Origin of the sequence: Paraburkholderia sediminicola, from assembly GCF_902859805.1 — a bacterium.
In the GTDB taxonomy this organism is placed as follows: Bacteria; Pseudomonadota; Gammaproteobacteria; order Burkholderiales; family Burkholderiaceae; genus Paraburkholderia; species Paraburkholderia sediminicola.
Genome location: NZ_CADIKC010000011.1, coordinates 172,681 through 189,685 on the forward strand (window position 1 = coordinate 172,681; position 17,005 = coordinate 189,685).

At 58.6% G+C, this 17,005-nt stretch carries 13 protein-coding genes and 1 pseudogene; 8 read left to right on the forward strand and 6 right to left on the reverse strand.

The genetic code is table 11. The annotated features are described in order from the left end of the window. Positions 1–73: 73 nt before the first annotated feature. The gene (locus R8871_RS30865) at positions 74–2,677 is read right to left on the reverse strand and encodes a DNA phosphorothioation-associated putative methyltransferase (RefSeq protein ID WP_175053854.1); all 2,604 of its coding nucleotides are present in this window, start codon (positions 2,675–2,677) and stop codon (positions 74–76) included. A gap of 131 nt (positions 2,678–2,808) precedes the next feature. Between R8871_RS30865 and R8871_RS38885 the strand changes: the two are divergent. Then, positions 2,809–3,299: pseudogene (locus tag R8871_RS38885) on the forward strand (YqaJ viral recombinase family protein); the annotation flags it as partial. 293 nt (positions 3,300–3,592) lie between these two features. Here the strand turns inward: R8871_RS38885 and gyrB are convergent. The 3 genes from gyrB to dnaA form a co-directional block, all read right to left on the reverse strand. Further along, a complete protein-coding gene (gene gyrB / locus R8871_RS30870) occupies positions 3,593–6,064 on the reverse strand; it encodes a DNA topoisomerase (ATP-hydrolyzing) subunit B (protein WP_054037059.1) in 2,472 nt (823 codons plus the stop codon). Positions 6,065–6,178: 114 nt separating this feature from the next. After that, entirely contained in the window at positions 6,179–7,282 is a 1,104-nt protein-coding gene (dnaN, locus tag R8871_RS30875) for a DNA polymerase III subunit beta (protein WP_054037057.1), read from the reverse strand. Positions 7,283–7,501: 219 nt separating this feature from the next. Next, positions 7,502–9,139 carry a chromosomal replication initiator protein DnaA gene (dnaA, locus tag R8871_RS30880; RefSeq protein ID WP_217468926.1) on the reverse strand — a complete coding sequence of 546 codons (1,638 nt, stop codon included), beginning with the start codon at positions 9,137–9,139 and terminating at the stop codon, positions 7,502–7,504. Positions 9,140–9,542: 403 nt separating this feature from the next. On the opposite strand from dnaA, the gene rpmH reads away from it, so the two are divergent. From rpmH to yidC, 4 genes are all read left to right on the forward strand, one after another. Next, complete coding sequence (rpmH, locus tag R8871_RS30885) at positions 9,543–9,677, forward strand: 50S ribosomal protein L34 (protein WP_004198824.1); 135 nt, start codon at positions 9,543–9,545, stop codon at positions 9,675–9,677. 13 nt (positions 9,678–9,690) lie between these two features. After that, complete coding sequence (rnpA, locus tag R8871_RS30890) at positions 9,691–10,188, forward strand: ribonuclease P protein component (RefSeq protein WP_175053855.1); 498 nt, start codon at positions 9,691–9,693, stop codon at positions 10,186–10,188. 118 nt (positions 10,189–10,306) lie between these two features. Next, positions 10,307–10,537 (forward strand): membrane protein insertion efficiency factor YidD, encoded by a 231-nt coding sequence (yidD, locus tag R8871_RS30895; RefSeq protein ID WP_007180115.1) that lies wholly within the window; start codon positions 10,307–10,309, stop codon positions 10,535–10,537. A gap of 30 nt (positions 10,538–10,567) precedes the next feature. Beyond that, the gene (yidC, locus tag R8871_RS30900) at positions 10,568–12,229 is read left to right on the forward strand and encodes a membrane protein insertase YidC (protein WP_175053856.1); all 1,662 of its coding nucleotides are present in this window, start codon (positions 10,568–10,570) and stop codon (positions 12,227–12,229) included. A 108-nt stretch (positions 12,230–12,337) separates the two neighbouring features. Here the strand turns inward: yidC and R8871_RS30905 are convergent, their stop codons facing one another. Continuing rightward, complete coding sequence (locus R8871_RS30905; protein WP_244864164.1) at positions 12,338–12,814, reverse strand: XRE family transcriptional regulator; 477 nt, start codon at positions 12,812–12,814, stop codon at positions 12,338–12,340. Between the two features lie 349 nt (positions 12,815–13,163). Here R8871_RS30905 and mnmE point away from each other — a divergent pair, with 349 nt between their 5' ends. The 3 genes from mnmE (at position 13,164) to R8871_RS30920 (ending at position 16,397) form a co-directional block, all read left to right on the forward strand. After that, the gene (gene mnmE / locus R8871_RS30910; protein WP_175053857.1) at positions 13,164–14,558 is read left to right on the forward strand and encodes a tRNA uridine-5-carboxymethylaminomethyl(34) synthesis GTPase MnmE; all 1,395 of its coding nucleotides are present in this window, start codon (positions 13,164–13,166) and stop codon (positions 14,556–14,558) included. Positions 14,559–14,732: 174 nt separating this feature from the next. After that, positions 14,733–15,944, forward strand: coding sequence for a tyrosine-type recombinase/integrase (locus R8871_RS30915; protein ID WP_175053858.1), 1,212 nt, complete (start codon positions 14,733–14,735; stop codon positions 15,942–15,944). A gap of 291 nt (positions 15,945–16,235) precedes the next feature. Further along, the gene (locus R8871_RS30920) at positions 16,236–16,397 is read left to right on the forward strand and encodes a hypothetical protein (RefSeq protein WP_172737712.1); all 162 of its coding nucleotides are present in this window, start codon (positions 16,236–16,238) and stop codon (positions 16,395–16,397) included. A 96-nt stretch (positions 16,398–16,493) separates the two neighbouring features. Here R8871_RS30920 and R8871_RS30925 read toward each other — a convergent pair whose 3' ends face one another. Beyond that, positions 16,494–16,835, reverse strand: a complete 342-nt coding sequence (locus R8871_RS30925) for an ecotin precursor (protein ID WP_175053859.1) — start codon at positions 16,833–16,835, stop codon at positions 16,494–16,496. Between the last annotated feature and the right edge of the window lie 170 nt (positions 16,836–17,005).

Genomic DNA, 17,005 nt, shown 5'->3' on the forward strand with positions numbered 1-17,005 from the left:
CTCCAGCGGCACGCAACGGCACGACACCGTCATCGTTCTGATTCAGTCCTGCTCCGCCTCGACGGCGGCCACGTCAAATGCCGATGCGGCGGCGCTTCGGGACCAACCTGCCCCCCGAAGTCTCGATCATATCGATCACCTGTCGAGCGGGCGTCGGACTATAGCTAATGTGGATGGGTCGCTCGCTACCGTAAAAATACAGACGGTCGAACCTCACGTTACCTATGATCCATTCGACAACGTCGGCCATATCCTCATCCTCGACAAGAAAATCACACGCCGCGCCGAGACGGTCGCAAATATGTCCGCCACGACGCGTTCTCTCGTGAGCAGCGTGTTGATCCAGCTTTGGCGCGATCCGCCCGTTTATCTTTGATGCCAAGGCTGGAGAACAAAAGCCGAACGTCAGTTTAACCATGCCGAAGTACTCGATGACTGGGTCAATTACGTGGGAAGCCAGATCAAAGATCGCATTAAAGCTTTCCGGCTCAAGTGGCATATTTTCGATATCCAATGCCGCCTGCGTTTCACCGCATTCAATTAATTCCCGAAACGTCAAATAACGCCCACATTTCTGATCCAATGACGGAATCGATTTAGATCGAATCAGCCTATAGCCATCTAAAACCAATCGCATCTCATCGATTTTTTTGTTAAACGTCTCAGCATTCGGCCCGTAACCATCAAAGTTGAACACCCCTAACTCATCTAGCATGGACTCAAACAACACCTGCTCGGCAAAAAAAGGCGATTCCTCGTTAAGGAAGCGAGATTTTCTATATAAATACGGTTCAAGGTAGGCATCCCCGTAATCGAAAATGGTCAATTCTTGCTTACGCAAATTAATCTTTACTCGTTGAATCATTCGAGGTAGAGGTGATCCAAAAAAATCGTCAAATTTCATCATCGTCAGCTTTCCAGACGAAATATGGATCTTCAACAGATCTGCGCTCGTGACATCGCCATAAAGAACCGTACCGCAACCAATATAGGCACGCAGGATTGGAGGCAGTCGCTCAACAAGGCCCGTATGGAGCTGAAGAGAAACACCGTCCTCCAGCCATCCTAGACCTTGCTCCGCCGCCTGAGCGCACGCACTAGATATCTGCGCCACATCCGCCAAGCTGAACAGTAGCTCTTTGCCGGCGAAAAGTGCACCCGGATAGCTGCCGAAGAATGCTTTCACGTCAGCCTGGAGTTGAGGCTCGAGCCTGCTGTATGGGGAACGCTTATCGAATTGCAGTAACGCGAAGTAGACGCGGAGATCATCCGCGCGAGAGGACGCCGCTTGCTCAAGGAGGAGCGTGGCATCATCCTTTGTCTCTTTAAGAAACCTGATGGCGGCAGCTATCGATCCGAACGCGCCAACCTCTTGCTGCAGCTCCTGCAATTCGTTTCTGACCGGATCGCGACCGAGCGTCAGGCAAAGTCGCCAGAGCTCATCGAGAGACTCCCGATGACGTTCATACAGCAGCTCAAGGCGATTTGTCTTGCGCTTAACAATAGGATTTTCGGCAGGGCTTCGAGCCACCGGACGTGCCAAGGACCTGGGCGGGACGGTTCGCCGCTTACTTTTGACTCGAGCAAAACGAAAGCGCTGCTCCTGATCCTTATCCTTGAAGACAAAAAATACACCCGGCCCAACGGCTATGGCATCGTTCCCCGTGACGCGATCGATGAAGGCCTTCAATTCCGCTTGCGAGTAGTACTTTTGGAAAGTATTTCTCGAAGTTAGGACGCCGTCACCATAGGGAACACCGCGGACAGGATCCTGATTGGAAAGCATGGCTGAAACGACAAGGATCTCGTTCGACAGAGAATACGATGTCTTAATAGCGAGTTCACGTTCAGCCAGGTTCTCAATCACATTTATGACAAATCCAAGATTAACGATGGAAGCAGATGTGATCGGCTGCTCATTCGCGTAGTGAGGGTCCCAGCCCGCGGCGTCAACGCCAAGCCCCTTGAGTCCTCTTATGTCGTCCCCTCGTCCGCAACCGTAATCGAATAGCGAGCGCGTACCGTCGAGAAATCCAAAGCGGGAAAGCATCTGTATCGGCGCCGACAAGCTGTAGCGAGACAACGCAGTGCGATGACGTTCGATTAGACCGCTACTGCTTGCGCCCTGCGAGTCCTCCGGTTCGTGGTTCGCAATCGGCACGAGCTCGTGATCCGACAACCGGTAGCCCCGCTGCTTGATGAGAGCTTCGAAATTCTGGCGGAAGCCAATACGAGCTGGATCGTCGAATAGCCCTATCTGCTCAGCCACATCGGTCAACTGCCTGAAGACTTCCCAACGCGGATGATCACGGGCTATGAGCAATTCCTTACGATGCAAGATCGGTGGGTTGATCGACGATTCGTAGCTCCGAAACCGGCACTTCTTCTGATCAAGATCAACAGACCAACTGCGCTTCAGGACGGGGAAGGCCTCGTCAAAGAACCTCGGGTAGTCGAGCAAAGACATATTCGCCATGGACAGTCCTATCCGAATAACATTGAAATCGCTCCCGGCAGTCAGGCTCGTCAGCGAAATACCTTCGTCTATGCTGCGCCGCAACGTATCTGGAAGGCGCGCCAGAAGAGACACATGAAAATATGCGTCGCTCGCAACGACCTTTCCGATCTCGGCACCTAGATGCGTCAAAAAATTTTCCCTGATGGTTGTCAAGCTCATCTCGTAACTCTCGACACTGGAATCACCGTTCTCGCGCGCCTGCCGCCTTCGTAGAGGGCCACCTAGCTCGACCTCACAACAGGATAACGCGCCTCAAGATGACAAGTGCTCTACCGACCGATCGAATTGCAACACTAAAAACCGGCAACCGTGTGCGGCGCGTCAAGCCGTTCTACAGCATCCGCCATTACCGTGGATGCTCGCCAACGTCGATCGAGAAGTCGTCGGAAACCGCGACGTGGAACTGCTCGAATGCAAGACCGCTGGGGAATTCGGCGCACTCTCGTGGCGCGATGGCGTTACCGGCGTTACTCTGGGAATCCTCGTTCTTCGTTCGCGGTATAGGTGGCGTTCTATGATGAGCGTGTGGGTCTTAGAAGACTCAACGGTTCTACGGCACCAGAGCATCATGATGATGGATCGGAGTGGATCTGAGCGGACCGAATCCGGGTACACAGCGGTTACACGGCATCCAGAAACAAAAAAGGGTTACAGGCAAGCCGCCTGTAACCCTTTGATTTTATTGATGGAGTGGAGGAGGGTCGAACTCCCGACCTTCCCATTGCAACAGCGACTTCCGCCTATTCGCGGTTTCTGGCACGTGCCAGCCTCAAAACTGTGACGTCAGTCCCAAATTAATCCCACGGGCCCCGCCTGCGATTGGCGGTCATTTGATTCTGAACGAGGCCAGTCACATTAATCCCGTCCCACAGTCGCATAGCTACAGCGCCAGTCGCACTTACTCTGTCGCCCTACGATCAAGAAAACGACGACTACATCAACTAGATGCCCGACGCTCTTCAGGCCATGACGTCAATCGCGTTCGCCGTGTGAGCTATCGGGTCGCATCCATCGATAAATGTCTCAATAGACGCTTCCCAAAATCTCATATTATGGTTCCTGCTACAAAGAACATCAAACATCAATATTCCCCGCCCGCAACGCATTCGACTCAATGAAAGCCCGACGCGGCTCCACATCATCCCCCATGAGCGTCGTAAAGATGCCATCAGCCGCAATAGCATCCTCAATCTGCACCCTCAGCAAGCGACGCACAGTCGGATCCATCGTCGTTTCCCAAAGCTGCCCAGGGTTCATCTCACCGAGACCCTTATAGCGCTGCTTCGAGATATTCCGTTCAGCATCAGCCAGCAACCACTTCATAGCGCTCTTGAAGTCGGTAACAGCCATACTCCGTTCGCCGCGCTTGATGACAGCACCAGTCCCAATCAACCCCTTAAACGTATTAGCGGTATTGATCAGCTGCTGGTAATCAGCAGTGAGCTGAAAATCCTGATCCAACACAGAAATCTTCTGATTCCCGTGATGAGTCCGCGCAACGCGCAGCGAGCGCAGCTCACGCACCGGGTCATACATCGTCGTGACCTTAACCTCAGGCTTCAACGCATCATCCCGCAACTTGGCCTCAAGAGCCGCCGCCGACACCGCAGCCGCTTCCTCACTGGACAGGTCAATAACAACCCCATCCATCACAGCCTCAAGCGCCCCAGCGTCATATAACCGGCTCAGACGATTCACCACAGCTTGAGCCAGCAAATAGGCCCGAGCCAACTCACCAAGCGCATCGCCGGTGATAGGCGTAGCGCCTTCGGAAGCCAGCAGTTCAGACCCCTGCAACGCCAGCTTCAGGATGTGAGCATTAACCTCAGCCTCATCCTTCAAATACCGTTCATCCTTACCCGCCTTGATCTTGAACAGCGGCGGCTGCGCGATATAGATATACCCACGCTCGATCATGTCCGGCATCTGACGATAGAAGAACGTCAGCAGCAGCGTGCGGATGTGCGCGCCGTCCACGTCAGCATCGGTCATGATGATGATGCGGTGATAACGCAGCTTATCGAGGTTGTAGTCTTCCTTGCCGATGCCACAACCCAAGGCAGTGATCAAAGTCACAATCTGCTCCGAAGAAAGCAGCTTGTCATAGCGCGCCTTCTCCACGTTGAGCACCTTGCCGCGCAGCGGCAAGATCGCCTGAAACTTCCGGTCACGCCCCTGCTTCGCCGAGCCGCCAGCCGAGTCACCCTCGACGATATAAATCTCAGACTTCGCCGGATCCTTCTCCTGGCAATCCGCCAGCTTCCCAGGCAAACCCACGCCATCCAGCACGCCCTTACGACGCGTCATTTCACGCGCCTTCCGAGCCGCATCCCGCGCCCGCGCCGCATCAACAATCTTGCCGCAGATGATCTTCGCGTCGTTCGGCGTTTCCAGCAGGAATTCTTCGAGCGCCTTCGCGACCACATCCTCCACCGGTGCGCGCACTTCCGACGACACCAGCTTGTCCTTGGTCTGCGCGCTGAACTTCGGCTCCGGCACCTTCACCGACAGCACGCACGAGAGCCCTTCGCGCATGTCGTCGCCGGCCGTTTCGACCTTCGCTTTCTTCGCGACTTCGTGATCGGTGATGTACTTGTTCAACACGCGCGTCATCGCCGCACGCAACCCGGTCAGGTGGGTGCCGCCGTCGCGCTGCGGAATGTTGTTCGTGAAGCACAGCACGTTTTCGTTGTAGCTGTCGTTCCACTGCATCGCCACTTCCACGCCCACGCCGTCTTTCTCGCCGCTGATGTGGAAAATGTTCGGGTGCAGCACGGCCTTGTTCTTGTTGATGTACTCAACAAAACCCTTCACGCCGCCCACGAACGCGAAATCTTCTTCCTTGCCCGTGCGCTGGTCGGTCAGCTTGATTCGCACGCCGTTATTCAGGAACGACAGTTCGCGAATCCGCTTGGCCAGAATGTCGTAGTGATATTCGACATTGCCGAAAATCGTCTCGTCAGCCAGGAAGTGCACTTCGGTGCCGCGGTTTTCGGTGTCGCCAATCAGCTGAATCGGCGAGACAGCCACGCCGTCGATCTCTTCGATCACGCGGTTCTGCGGCACGCCACGGTGGAATTCCATGAAGTGCTTCTTGCCGTCGCGGCGAATGGTCAGGCGCAGCCACGCCGAGAGCGCGTTCACGCACGAGACGCCCACGCCGTGCAGACCGCCGGACACCTTGTAGCTGTTCTGGTCGAACTTGCCGCCGGCGTGCAGCTCGGTCATCACGATTTCAGCGGCGCTGCGCTTCGGATCGTGCTTGTCGTCCATCTTCAGGCCGGTCGGCACACCGCGGCCGTTGTCGGTGATCGAGATCGAGTTGTCCGCGTGAATGATCACCTGGATATCGTTGCAATGCCCCGCCAACGCTTCGTCGATGGAGTTGTCCAGCACTTCGAATACGAGGTGATGCAAACCGGTCCCGTCTGACGTATCCCCGATGTACATCCCCGGCCGCTTGCGTACCGCCTCCAGACCTTCGAGGATCTGAATCGAGGAGGCGCCGTAGCTGTTATCGGGTTGCGAATTGTTCGTTTCAGTCATGGATTTTTTCCGGTTCTGCGTTACTGCAAGGTTGCTGCTCGGGACTTTTCAAAACACCATAAAAACGCCAAAGGGGCACTGCGCCCCTTGGTGTGTTCTTTGGTTTTGGACGCGTTAGATGCGCATCGGCATCACGACGTATTTGAATTCGTCGTTCTCGGGAATCGTGATCAACGCGCTGGAGCTGGCGTCGCCAAGGCTCACTTGCAACATGTCGACTTTCAGGTTCGCGAGCACGTCGAGCAGATACGTGACGTTGAACCCGATATCGACGCTGTCGCCGTCGTACGCGATTTCCAGTTCTTCCTGCGCCTCTTCCTGATCGGCGTTGGTCGACATGATCTTCAACTGGCCCGGCTCGATGATGCAGCGCACGCCCTTGAATTTGTCCGACGTCAAAATCGCGGCGCGTTGCAGCGAGCGCTGCAGTTCTTCACGGCCGATCACGAACTGATTCTTGTGCGACTTCGGAATCACGCGCTGGAAGTCGGGGAATTTGCCTTCCACCAGCTTCGACACCAGTTCGACCTGGCCGAAGGTGAACTTCACCTGCGTGGGCGCGATGTCGATCTTCAGCGTGTCGTCGATGTCCTCCAACAGACGCTGCAGTTCGAGAATCGTCTTGCGCGGAATGATGACTTCCTGGCGCGCGAACGAGCCTTCAATCTTCATCGACGAGAACGCGAGGCGGTGGCCGTCTGTTGCGACTGCCATCAGCTGGTCGCCGTCTACCACCAGCAGCATGCCGTTCAGGTAGTAGCGGATGTCCTGCTGGGCCATCGAGAAATGGACCATGCCGAGCAACTGGCGGAACGTTTTCTGGGGAACCACCAGGTTCGCGCCGTAGTCTTTAGCCTGAGCGACGGTCGGGAACTCGTCGGCCGCCAGGGTTTGCAGCGCAAAGCGGCTCTTGCCGGATTGCACGGTCAAACGCTTGTCGTTCAGCGTGAGCGTGACCTGCCCGTCGGGCATGGCACGCAGAATGTCGAGGAGCTTTCTTGCTGCCACCGTGGTCGCGACCGAATCGCCGCCCACGCCAAAATCGGCACGCGTGGTGATCTGCAACTCGAGGTCGGTCGACAGGAACGACACTTCAGGGCCGTTCTTGGTAATCAGCAAATTGGCGAGGATCGGCAACGTATGGCGGCGTTCGACGATGCCGCTCACGGTTTGCAGCGGCCTGAGGAGGTTATCGCGTTCGGTCTTGACCAGTTGCATAGAGTTCCTTCGTTGATATAACGGCCTGCGCGCCTGACTTGCCAGCCTTACAGCGCGCAACCGCGGCTCCCCGCCGGCGCTACGCAGCGCCTGTCACGGCGTGAATTCCGCCCGCGGCCGCCGGGCGGTTAAACCTGTATTGTGCCTGAAAACGGAACCGCTCCACTAAAATGGGGGCGAGTTCCGAAATAAACAGATCGAAATTTCCTTCCAGGCTGCTTAACCTTTCAGCGTTTGCTCCAGCACGTGCAGTTCGTGGTTCAACTGCGCGTCCGTGCCACGCTCGGCAGCGATCTTGCGCACCGCGTGCAGCACGGTGGTGTGGTCGCGCCCGCCAAACAGCTCGCCGATTTCCGGCAAACTCTTCTGCGTCAGCTCCTTCGCCAGATACATCGCGATCTGCCGCGGCCGCGCAATGTTCGCCGGACGCTTCTTCGAATACATGTCCGCGACCTTGATGCTGTAGAAGTCAGCCGTGGTCTTCTGGATGTTTTCCACCGAAATCTGCCGGTTTTGCACCGTCAACAGGTCTTTCAGCGCTTCTTTTGTCACTTCGATCGTGATTTCGCGGCCGTGGAACTTCGAATACGCGAGGATCTTGCGCAGCGCGCCTTCCAGTTCACGCACGTTCGAGCGCAGATGCTTGGCCACGAAGAACGCAACGTCTTCATTCAGGCTCACGAACTCGGATTGAGCCTTGCGCATCAGAATCGCGACGCGCATTTCCAGCTCGGGCGGCTCGATCGCGACCGTCAGGCCGGAGTCGAAGCGCGAGATCAGACGGTCGTCGATGCCGGAGATTTCCTTCGGATACGTGTCGCTGGTGATGATCACCTGCGCCTTGTTCGCGACCAGCGCCTCGAACGCGTAGAAGAATTCCTCTTGTGTGCGCGACTTGCCTGAGAAAAATTGAATATCGTCGATCAGCAGCAGGTCGAGCGAGTGGTAGTAGCGCTTGAAATCGTCAAACGCCTTGCGCTGGTAGGCCTTCACCACGTCGGACACATACTGTTCCGCGTGGATGTAGCGAATCCGCGCGCCGGCTTTGTCCATTAGAAGCTGGTTGCCGATTGCGTGAATCAGGTGGGTCTTGCCGAGACCCACGCCGCCGTACAGAAACAGCGGGTTGTACGAGATCCCGGGGTTGTCCGCGACCTGAATCGCCGCGGCGCGCGCCAACTGGTTGGCCTTACCGGTCACGAAATTGTCGAAGGTCAGCACGGGGTTGAGCTTCGAACGCTCGTACATCGAGTCGTTGTCGCCGTTACCGTTCGAACTCGCGCTTTGGCCCGGACGCCACGTGCGGCGTGCGGCGGCGGCTTCGTTCGCGTCGAGGCTGGGGAGATCGAGGTCGGCGGCATCTTCGGCGACCGCGCGTGCGTTCGCGTTGTGGTCGGCCGCAGCGCGTGCATTCGCGTTGAGGGTCGCCATCGCGCTGTTCGCGCCATTGGCGCGCGCGGCTTGCGACGCCTGGACGGCGCCGACGGCTGCGTCCACGGCGGCCCCACCACCGTTTGCACCCGACGAATGGCCACCGCCCATTGCGCCCGACGCAGAAGATGGACGCGACGGAGCCGGCGACGACGTCGCCGCTGGCGCGCGCATGCCTGCTTTCGGGTCCAGCACAAATTGCACATCGACCGGCGTCTGCCAGAAATCGCGGGCCATATCCGCGATGCGGCCGGAGAACTGGCTCTTGACCCAGTCGAGCTTGAAGCGGTTCGGCGCAGCGATGCTAAGCGTGTTCGCAGCGGCGTCGAAGGCGACCGGGGCCAACGGTTTGATCCACGTCACGTACTGCTGGGGCGTTAGCTCGCGCTCCAGCAATGCGGAACAGTGTTGCCAGAAATCGTTCATCGAGTTGCTGTCGTTATGATGTGCACGGCGGTTCGCCCCTGCCCCTGTCGCGCGTACGCAACAAGGCCCTGAGCAGTCAGGCCGAACCAGGCGTAATGGCTCCAGGCGCTTGTGCCACAAGGGTTTGCGGGGCAAGCGAGCCGGAGCGGCGTGCAGAATTTTTGGGAAGTAAGGCGAGATTCTAACGCCAAATCGTCGGCGAAAGGGAGTTATCCACAGGGACGGATCATCGGGCGAACTCCTCTTGGGGTCAGGCCGAAGCAGGCTAAACTATTGACGGCCAAAAGAAAACCGGTTTAAATAGCGGGTTCCGCGAAAACCAATTCTGCACAACCTCCGGCCATTGCCGCTTCAGCGATGATCGTGCGGTTAATTTTCGATCAGTCGATCAAGTGAGAGCAACATGAAACGTACTTACCAACCTTCCGTTACCCGTCGCAAGCGCACCCACGGCTTCCGCGTTCGCATGAAGACAGCAGGTGGCCGCAAGGTCATCAACGCACGTCGCGCGAAGGGCCGCAAGCGCCTCGCCATCTAAGGTAGCGAGCGGATTGCGCGCTCCGTCTGTGGCAAGCGATGCCCGCGGCGAAGCGGGAGCGGCTGGGGCGCCGCAACTGGGCTCGGTTCCGTTGCGAGCGCAAGCCGCCTTCCCCAAAGCCGCAAGGCTACTGAAAACGGATGAATTTTCATCCGTTTTTCGTTTGCGCCCGTGGCGTCGCACCGCGCACTTCGTGGTGTACGGCCGGCCCACCGGTAACGACGCTCGCTTAGGTCTCGTGATCGGCAAGAAGTATGCGCCGCGCGCGGCCACGCGTAATCTTGTACGTCGACTCGCGCGTGAAGCCTTCCGGCTGCGTCGCGCGGAATTCGGCGGTTGGGATGTGCTGTTGCGTCTGCACACGCGCTTCGACAAGAAGGCTTTGCCGAGCGCCTCGTCGCCGCCGTTGAGGGCGCTGTGCCGCAGCGAAATAGAGACGCTGCTCGATAAAGCAGCGCGCGAAATTGTCCGTCGCGAAGCGCCACCTGCGGAAGCGCCCAAGACGGAATGACGCTCAAGTGAGTGCCCGCTTCGTAGCTATCCGGTTCACCAGGATAGCTACGGCAGCCAAGCTGCGCGGGCCTCACCCGGTACTCCACGTTGCGCGGCGCCGTTAGGCCGCACCAGTCATGCAAACGGTACTCATCGCTTTATTGCGTTTCTACAAGGTTGCCGTCAGCCCCATGCTCGGCAACCGGTGCCGTTTTTACCCTTCCTGCTCTGATTACGCGCGCGAAGCAATCCAGTATCATGGCGCCGCGCGCGGGACTTATCTCGCCGCCAGGCGTATTTGCCGCTGCCACCCGTTTTCCGCGGGCGGCATCGATCTCGTCCCGCCTCCCACTTCTGAAAAGCGCTGACGCGCCGTTCCATCGACACTGAGACAACGCATGGATATCAAACGCACCGTCCTATGGGTCATCTTTTTCATGTCAGCGGTCATGCTGTTCGACAACTGGCAACGCGACCACGGACGCCCGTCGATGTTCTTCCCGAGCGCCAACCCGACCAAGACCGTCGGTAGCGCCGCACCGGGAACCACGACGCCGGGAACCCAATCTGCCGATCTGCCGGCCACCAACGCTGCTGCGCCGGGCAATGCGCCGGCAGCTGCGGCTCAGGGCCAGCTGATCAGCTTCAGCACCGACGTCTATAACGGCGAGATCGACACCCGCGGCGGCACGCTGTCGAAGCTGTCGCTCGTCAAGCAAGGCGACGGCAAGCAGCCCGATCTGGTCATCACGCTGTTCGACCGCACCGCGAACCACACGTATCTGGCGCGCACCGGTCTGCTCGGCGGCGATTTCCCGAACCACACCGACGTCTTCACGCCGGTGCCGAACCAGCCGCACGATCTGACGGGCGACGCCAAGTCGTTCCAGCTCAGCCTCGAATCGCCGGTTAAGGGTGGCGTGAAGGTCATCAAGACCTACACGTTCACGCGCGGCAGCTATGTGATCGGCGTCGACACGAAGATCGAAAACGTCGGAACCGCGCCGGTTACGCCGTCGGTCTATATGGAACTGGTGCGCGACGACACGCCGGTGGAAACGCCGCGCTTCTCGCACACGTTCATCGGACCGGCTGTCTACACCGACCAGCATCACTTCCAGAAGATGACGTTCAGCGACATCGACAAGAACAAGGAAGACTTCGTCAATTCGGCCGACAACGGCTGGATCGCGATGGTGCAGCATTACTTCGCGTCGGCATGGATTCCGCAGCAAGGTGCGAAGCGCGACATCTATGTCGAGAAGATCGATCCGACGCTGTATCGCGTTGGCGTGAAGCAACCGGTGGCAACCATCGCCCCGGGCCAGTCGGTTGACGTGTCTGCGCGCCTGTTCGCCGGTCCGGAAGAAGAGCGCATGCTCGAAGGCATCGCGCCGGGCCTGGAACTGGTGAAGGACTACGGCTGGGTCACGATCATCGCGAAGCCGCTGTTCTGGCTGCTCGAGAAGATCCACAGCTATGTCGGCAACTGGGGCTGGTCGATCGTGCTGCTCACGCTGCTTATCAAGGCCGTGTTCTTCCCGCTGTCGGCAGCAAGCTACAAGTCGATGGCGCGCATGAAGGCGATCACGCCGCGTATGCAAGCCCTGCGCGAACGCTTCAAGGGCGATCCGCAGAAGATGAATTCGGCGCTGATGGAGTTGTACAAGACCGAGAAGGTCAATCCGTTCGGCGGCTGTCTGCCGGTCGTGATTCAGATTCCGGTGTTCATCTCGCTGTACTGGGTGCTGTTGTCGTCGGTTGAAATGCGCGGCGCACCGTGGATTCTCTGGATTCACGATCTGTCGCAACAGGATCCGTTCTTCATCCTGCCGGTGCTGATGGCCGTCTCGATGTTCCTGCAGACCAAGCTGAACCCGACGCCGCCGGACCCGGTTCAAGCCAAGATGATGATGTTCATGCCGATCGCGTTCTCGGTCATGTTCTTCTTCTTCCCCGCCGGTCTGGTGCTGTATTACGTCGTGAATAACGTGCTGTCGATCGCCCAGCAGTACTACATCACGCGAATGATGGGTCAGACGAAGACGAAAGCGGCCTGATTGATGTCTTGCCGGAGGCGGGTGGTGGTAGCGCCCGCTGAGTGACAGGCATGAACAGACGCTTGCTGTAGAAAAGCCGCCCGGTGTAAAACCGGGTGGCTTTTTTTATTACTCGGCCGATTGGCCCTTGTCTTTCGATGTCGTTGTCGATGCGTCTTCAGGCGCGGCGTCGGTTTCCTGTTGCGTGCCGCCGTCGAACTCCGTCATCAGTTCTTCCACCAGATTGCGCTGCCTCGGCGACAGACCCACGAAGCGGTTAGCCATCTTCGTGACCAGTTCGATCGTTTCCGGCGTCATCGGATATTTCTCGCCACGGGCAAGCGGCTTGGCCTTGCCGGAGGGCGTCGGCCCGTAGTGCAGCCAGTGGACGTCCTTTTGCAGCCACGTCGCTAAAACCTGCAACTTGTCGCGCTTCGGAATCGTCGTGCCCGCGAGCCATTTGTGCGCGGTTTGTGGTGAGACGGCAGGGCCACTGCTATAAAGCAGATTGAATTCCCTGGCTAAATCGGTCCCACCCTTAATATCTTTGGGGAGTGAGTCTTTCAGCCGTTTGGCGAAAGCTGCTTTTTCTTTAGAGGTCGGCATGGGCCCGATTGTGCAATTCGGCGCATAGTCAGTGGACAACCAAACGCGCAATTTTATTGCTCAAATAAGCTATTTTTAGCCTGAAATCGGTACCTAATAACGCGTTTCACGATTTTATAGAATTCCGTCTTTTCCTTGTGTGGTGTGCGTTTTAGGCATTCGAAGGCGTCCATCTGTCGCAAATGCGTCTTAGGCTATCTTAGCTTATGTGAGATAAATCCTGATTTGTCTTATCAAACTCATGGCGCGTTAAGAATCGGGCCTGAGCCCAGAGCCGGTGAATGCCCCCGCGTTACAATGCCCGGCGCTTACTCGTGCGCATTCAATCCCTTCTGACAGCCTCGTTCCCATGCTCGCCACCGATTCCGATCCGATCGTCGCCATTGCCACCGCCCCCGGCCGAGGCGGGATCGGGGTCGTGCGGATTTCGTTCGGCCGTGCCGGGGAAGCCGCCGCACAGCCGTTGATGCAAGCACTCACTGGCCAGGCACTCGCGCCGCGCCATGCGAGCTATGTGCCGTTCCTCGACGACACCGGCAGCGCGCTCGATCGCGGCATCGCCCTGTACTTTCCCGCGCCGCACTCCTACACCGGCGAACACGTGCTCGAGTTGCAGGGCCACGGCGGTCCGGTCGTGCTCCAACTGGTGCTGCAGCGGTGCATCGACGCCGGCCGTGCTTTCGGACTGCGCCTGGCGGAACCGGGCGAATTCACGCGGCGCGCGTTTCTCAACGACAAGCTGGATCTGGCGCAAGCGGAAGCTGTCGCCGATCTGATCGAGGCCAGCACCGAGGCCGCCGCGCGCTCGGCGGGCCGCTCGCTCGACGGCGCGTTTTCGCGCGACATCCACGCATTGGTCGAAGAAGTCATCACGCTGCGGATGCTGGTCGAAGCGACGCTCGATTTTCCGGAAGAAGAAATCGACTTTCTCGAAGCCGCCGACGCCCGCGGCAAGCTCACACGGATTCGCGAGCGCCTCGTGCACGTGCTGAGCGAGGCACGCCAGGGCGCGTTGCTGCGCGAGGGTTTGTCGGTGGTGCTGGCGGGGCAGCCGAACGTCGGCAAGTCCTCGCTGCTGAACGCGCTGGCCGGCGCGGAATTGGCCATCGTCACGCCGATCGCCGGCACAACACGCGACAAGGTCGCGCAGACCATTCAGATCGAAGGCATCCCGCTGCACGTGATCGATACGGCCGGCCTGCGCGATACCGAAGACGAGGTGGAAAAGATCGGCATTGCACGCACGTGGAGCGAGATCGAGCGCGCGGACGTCGTGCTGCATCTACTCGATGCACGTACCGGCATGACCGCCGAAGACGAAACGATTGCTGCGCGTTTTCCAAGCGGCGTGCCGGTGGTGCGCGTGCTGAACAAGACGGATCTGACGGGGCTCGCACCATCCGTGACGCCGCTCGACGCGGATCTCGAACTCAGCGAAGTGGGGCTGTCGGCGAAACGGGGCGATGGCGTTGCGTTGCTGCGTGAGGAATTGCTGCGAATCGCCGGCTGGCAGGCCGGCGCGGAGAGCGTCTACCTCGCGCGCGAGCGGCATCTGATCGCGCTGCGCGCGGCTCAGGAGCATCTGTCGACGGCTGCGGCGCACGCCGATCAGAACTCTCAAACGCTCGATCTGTTCGCCGAGGAACTGCGTCTCGCGCAGGATCAACTGAACTCGATCACTGGTGAATTTAGCTCGGACGACCTGCTCGGCGTGATTTTCAGCCGGTTTTGCATCGGCAAGTAGGAAGGATCGAAAATTTCGCATGAAAGGCTTATCTGGCCTTGCCAAAAAGGCCTTTCGGCGCAACCTCCATGGCGCACATCAAATGCCATCTGTTGACCAAAACTCTCACATTTCTTTGGTACACAAAAGACAACCGGTTTAAAATCCCGCCGTCCGTGTATCAAACGATCCGCCATGCCAAAACTAGCCGCGCCCCTCACCGAAACGCAAATCCGCGCGCTCGAACCGCGCGCCACCCGATATTGCGTCGCAGACGGCAACGGCCTCGTCATCGAAATCATGACGACGGGCACCAAGGTCTGGCGCTTCCGCTATTCACTGAACGGCAAGCGTCAGCCGCTCGTCACGATCGGCGACTACCGGATGATTTCGCTGCGGGTTGCGCGCGCCAAGGCACAGAAGTACGCGGAGATGGTCGCGAGCGGCGTCTCGCCGGTGGCGACCGCGCGTCGCGACCGCGGCGCGGAAAGCAAGGCAGAGGTGCTGCGCGAAGGCGCCGAACTCTATCTCGCGACGGAGATGGCCGGCAAGTCGGCAGAATATCAGCGCACCACGCGGCGCGCGCTCGAAAAGGACGTGCTGCCTGCCATTGGGGCCAAGCCGATCAAAGCCGTGACGGACGACGACATCCGCGCGATCTGCGACCAGATCAAAAGCCGCGGCTCGCCAAAGATGGCGCTGCACACGCGCAACGCCGTCAAGCGGCTCTACGAGTACCTGATCGCCCGGCAACTGGCTACGACCAATCCGGCAGAACTCATCCCAGCACGCTTCATCGCGACGCCGGACAGCCGCACCCGCGTGCTCGATCCTGACGAAATAGGCGCCACGCTCCGGGCGATCTACGCATCGAACATTCGACGCCCGCTGAAGTTGGCTTTGCACCTGCTGGTGCTAACGATGGTGCGGAAGTCGGACCTCGTCGAAGCAGCCTGGTCCGAATTCAACCTCGACGCAGCACGATGGACGATCCCAGCTGAGCGCATGAACAAGGACCGCAAGCACGTGGTGCATCTCTCGCATCAGGCGGTCGCTTTGCTTCGCGAGCTTCAGGACACGAAAACCAGCCGGAATTTCGTATTCCCGAGCGTCAGGGGCGACGACAGGCCGATCGCGAAGAGCACGCTCAATCAAGCGGTCAAATCGCTCGGGCTCGACGTCGAGCATTTCGTCCTACATGACTTTCGACGCACCGCCGCGACCCACTTGCGCGAGATGGGGCAGTCTGTGAACGTGATCGAGAATGCGCTGGCGCATACCGTCAAAGATGCCCCGGATGGAGGCAATCACGCTGAACACACCGCAGAACGGCGTCAGACCTTGCAACTATGGGCAGATTTTGTCGACGCCCAGATCGGGAGCAACCGACAAGGCGTGAAAGGCTAAATGCAGCGGGCGCTGTAAACGCCGCTAGCGTCAGGCCACCCGCCGCATCTCTCCTCGCCCTTGGCCACCAGTACACTTTTGGTACACAGAGAAAGATGAGCAAGACGTAAGTACCAATCCATAAAAAGAAAACTACCTCTCTCACTAGGTTCTCAATATCCCCACACCGCGCCTCACAAGCCCAATCACGTCAATCCCGGCGCGCCGGCAGCCAACCGTTTAAAGCGACCTTTTTTCTCGCCGTTCATCGTCTAAACTAAAACATCGATGCACATCGGGACGGAGGCTCCCATGTCTGAACCGTTAATGGCTTATTTGCTGGGACCCCTGGTGATGCTGGTGGTCGGCGTGGCGATCTGGGCCGCGTCCCACTATCGCGAGAAGACGAAGCCGGAGCGCCTCGAACGCTGGCTCGATACGCATTATGCGGAGTGGCTGCATCACAAGCACTGAGCAGAGATACCCAACAAGAAAAGGCCGTCGCACACTGCGACGGCCTTTTTCTCTGTAACGCGCGAGCATCAAAGCTGCGCGCGTCCGCTCACGTCCTTACCAGCCCTGCTGAGGCTGCTGCGGATACCCATACTGTGCGGGCGGCGGCGCACCGCACGCGACATACGCGCGCTGGTACTGGTCATAGCAGTATCCCGGCGGCGGCCCCGCGTACACCGGCGCAGGCTGATACACCGGTTGCGCATAAACCGGCTGCGCATAGACCGGCTGCTGGTAAGCGACCACAGGCGCCGGATTCAATACGGACGTCACCACCGCGCCGAGCACGGCGCCGCCGATCAGCGCGCCGACCACATCGCCGCCATTGCCATGCGCCGACGCTTGACCCGCCACGCTCAGGCTCCCCACCATCACCAACGCCACCGCAATCTTTTTCATGTTTCGCTCCCGCCGTTCAGGCATGGAACAGATTGTGTAGGGCGCGCGCGGAAATAGATGCTGCAGTTGGTAACCGGGCATTACGGCTGTAACGCGTTGCTGGGCAACCGCCTCGTTGACCGCCATCCATTCCCACGATCAATGTAAAATTCGCCGCATGACCCGTCGGA

Bases quoted from the DNA above. Each gene is read 5' to 3' on its own strand.
- yidC (WP_175053856.1), top strand. From the start codon at position 10,568: ATGGATATCAAACGCACCGTCCTATGGGTCATCTTTTTCATGTCAGCG.
- R8871_RS30905 (WP_244864164.1), bottom strand. From the start codon at position 12,814: ATGCCGACCTCTAAAGAAAAAGCAGCTTTCGCCAAACGGCTGAAAGAC.
- dnaA (WP_217468926.1), bottom strand. From the start codon at position 9,139: ATGAACGATTTCTGGCAACACTGTTCCGCATTGCTGGAGCGCGAGCTA.
- mnmE (WP_175053857.1), top strand. From the start codon at position 13,164: ATGCTCGCCACCGATTCCGATCCGATCGTCGCCATTGCCACCGCCCCC.
- gyrB (WP_054037059.1), bottom strand. From the start codon at position 6,064: ATGACTGAAACGAACAATTCGCAACCCGATAACAGCTACGGCGCCTCC.
- R8871_RS30920 (WP_172737712.1), top strand. From the start codon at position 16,236: ATGTCTGAACCGTTAATGGCTTATTTGCTGGGACCCCTGGTGATGCTG.
- dnaN (WP_054037057.1), bottom strand. From the start codon at position 7,282: ATGCAACTGGTCAAGACCGAACGCGATAACCTCCTCAGGCCGCTGCAA.
- rpmH (WP_004198824.1), top strand. From the start codon at position 9,543: ATGAAACGTACTTACCAACCTTCCGTTACCCGTCGCAAGCGCACCCAC.
- R8871_RS30925 (WP_175053859.1), bottom strand. From the start codon at position 16,835: ATGAAAAAGATTGCGGTGGCGTTGGTGATGGTGGGGAGCCTGAGCGTG.
- R8871_RS30915 (WP_175053858.1), top strand. From the start codon at position 14,733: ATGCCAAAACTAGCCGCGCCCCTCACCGAAACGCAAATCCGCGCGCTC.
- R8871_RS30865 (WP_175053854.1), bottom strand. From the start codon at position 2,677: ATGAGCTTGACAACCATCAGGGAAAATTTTTTGACGCATCTAGGTGCC.
- yidD (WP_007180115.1), top strand. From the start codon at position 10,307: ATGCAAACGGTACTCATCGCTTTATTGCGTTTCTACAAGGTTGCCGTC.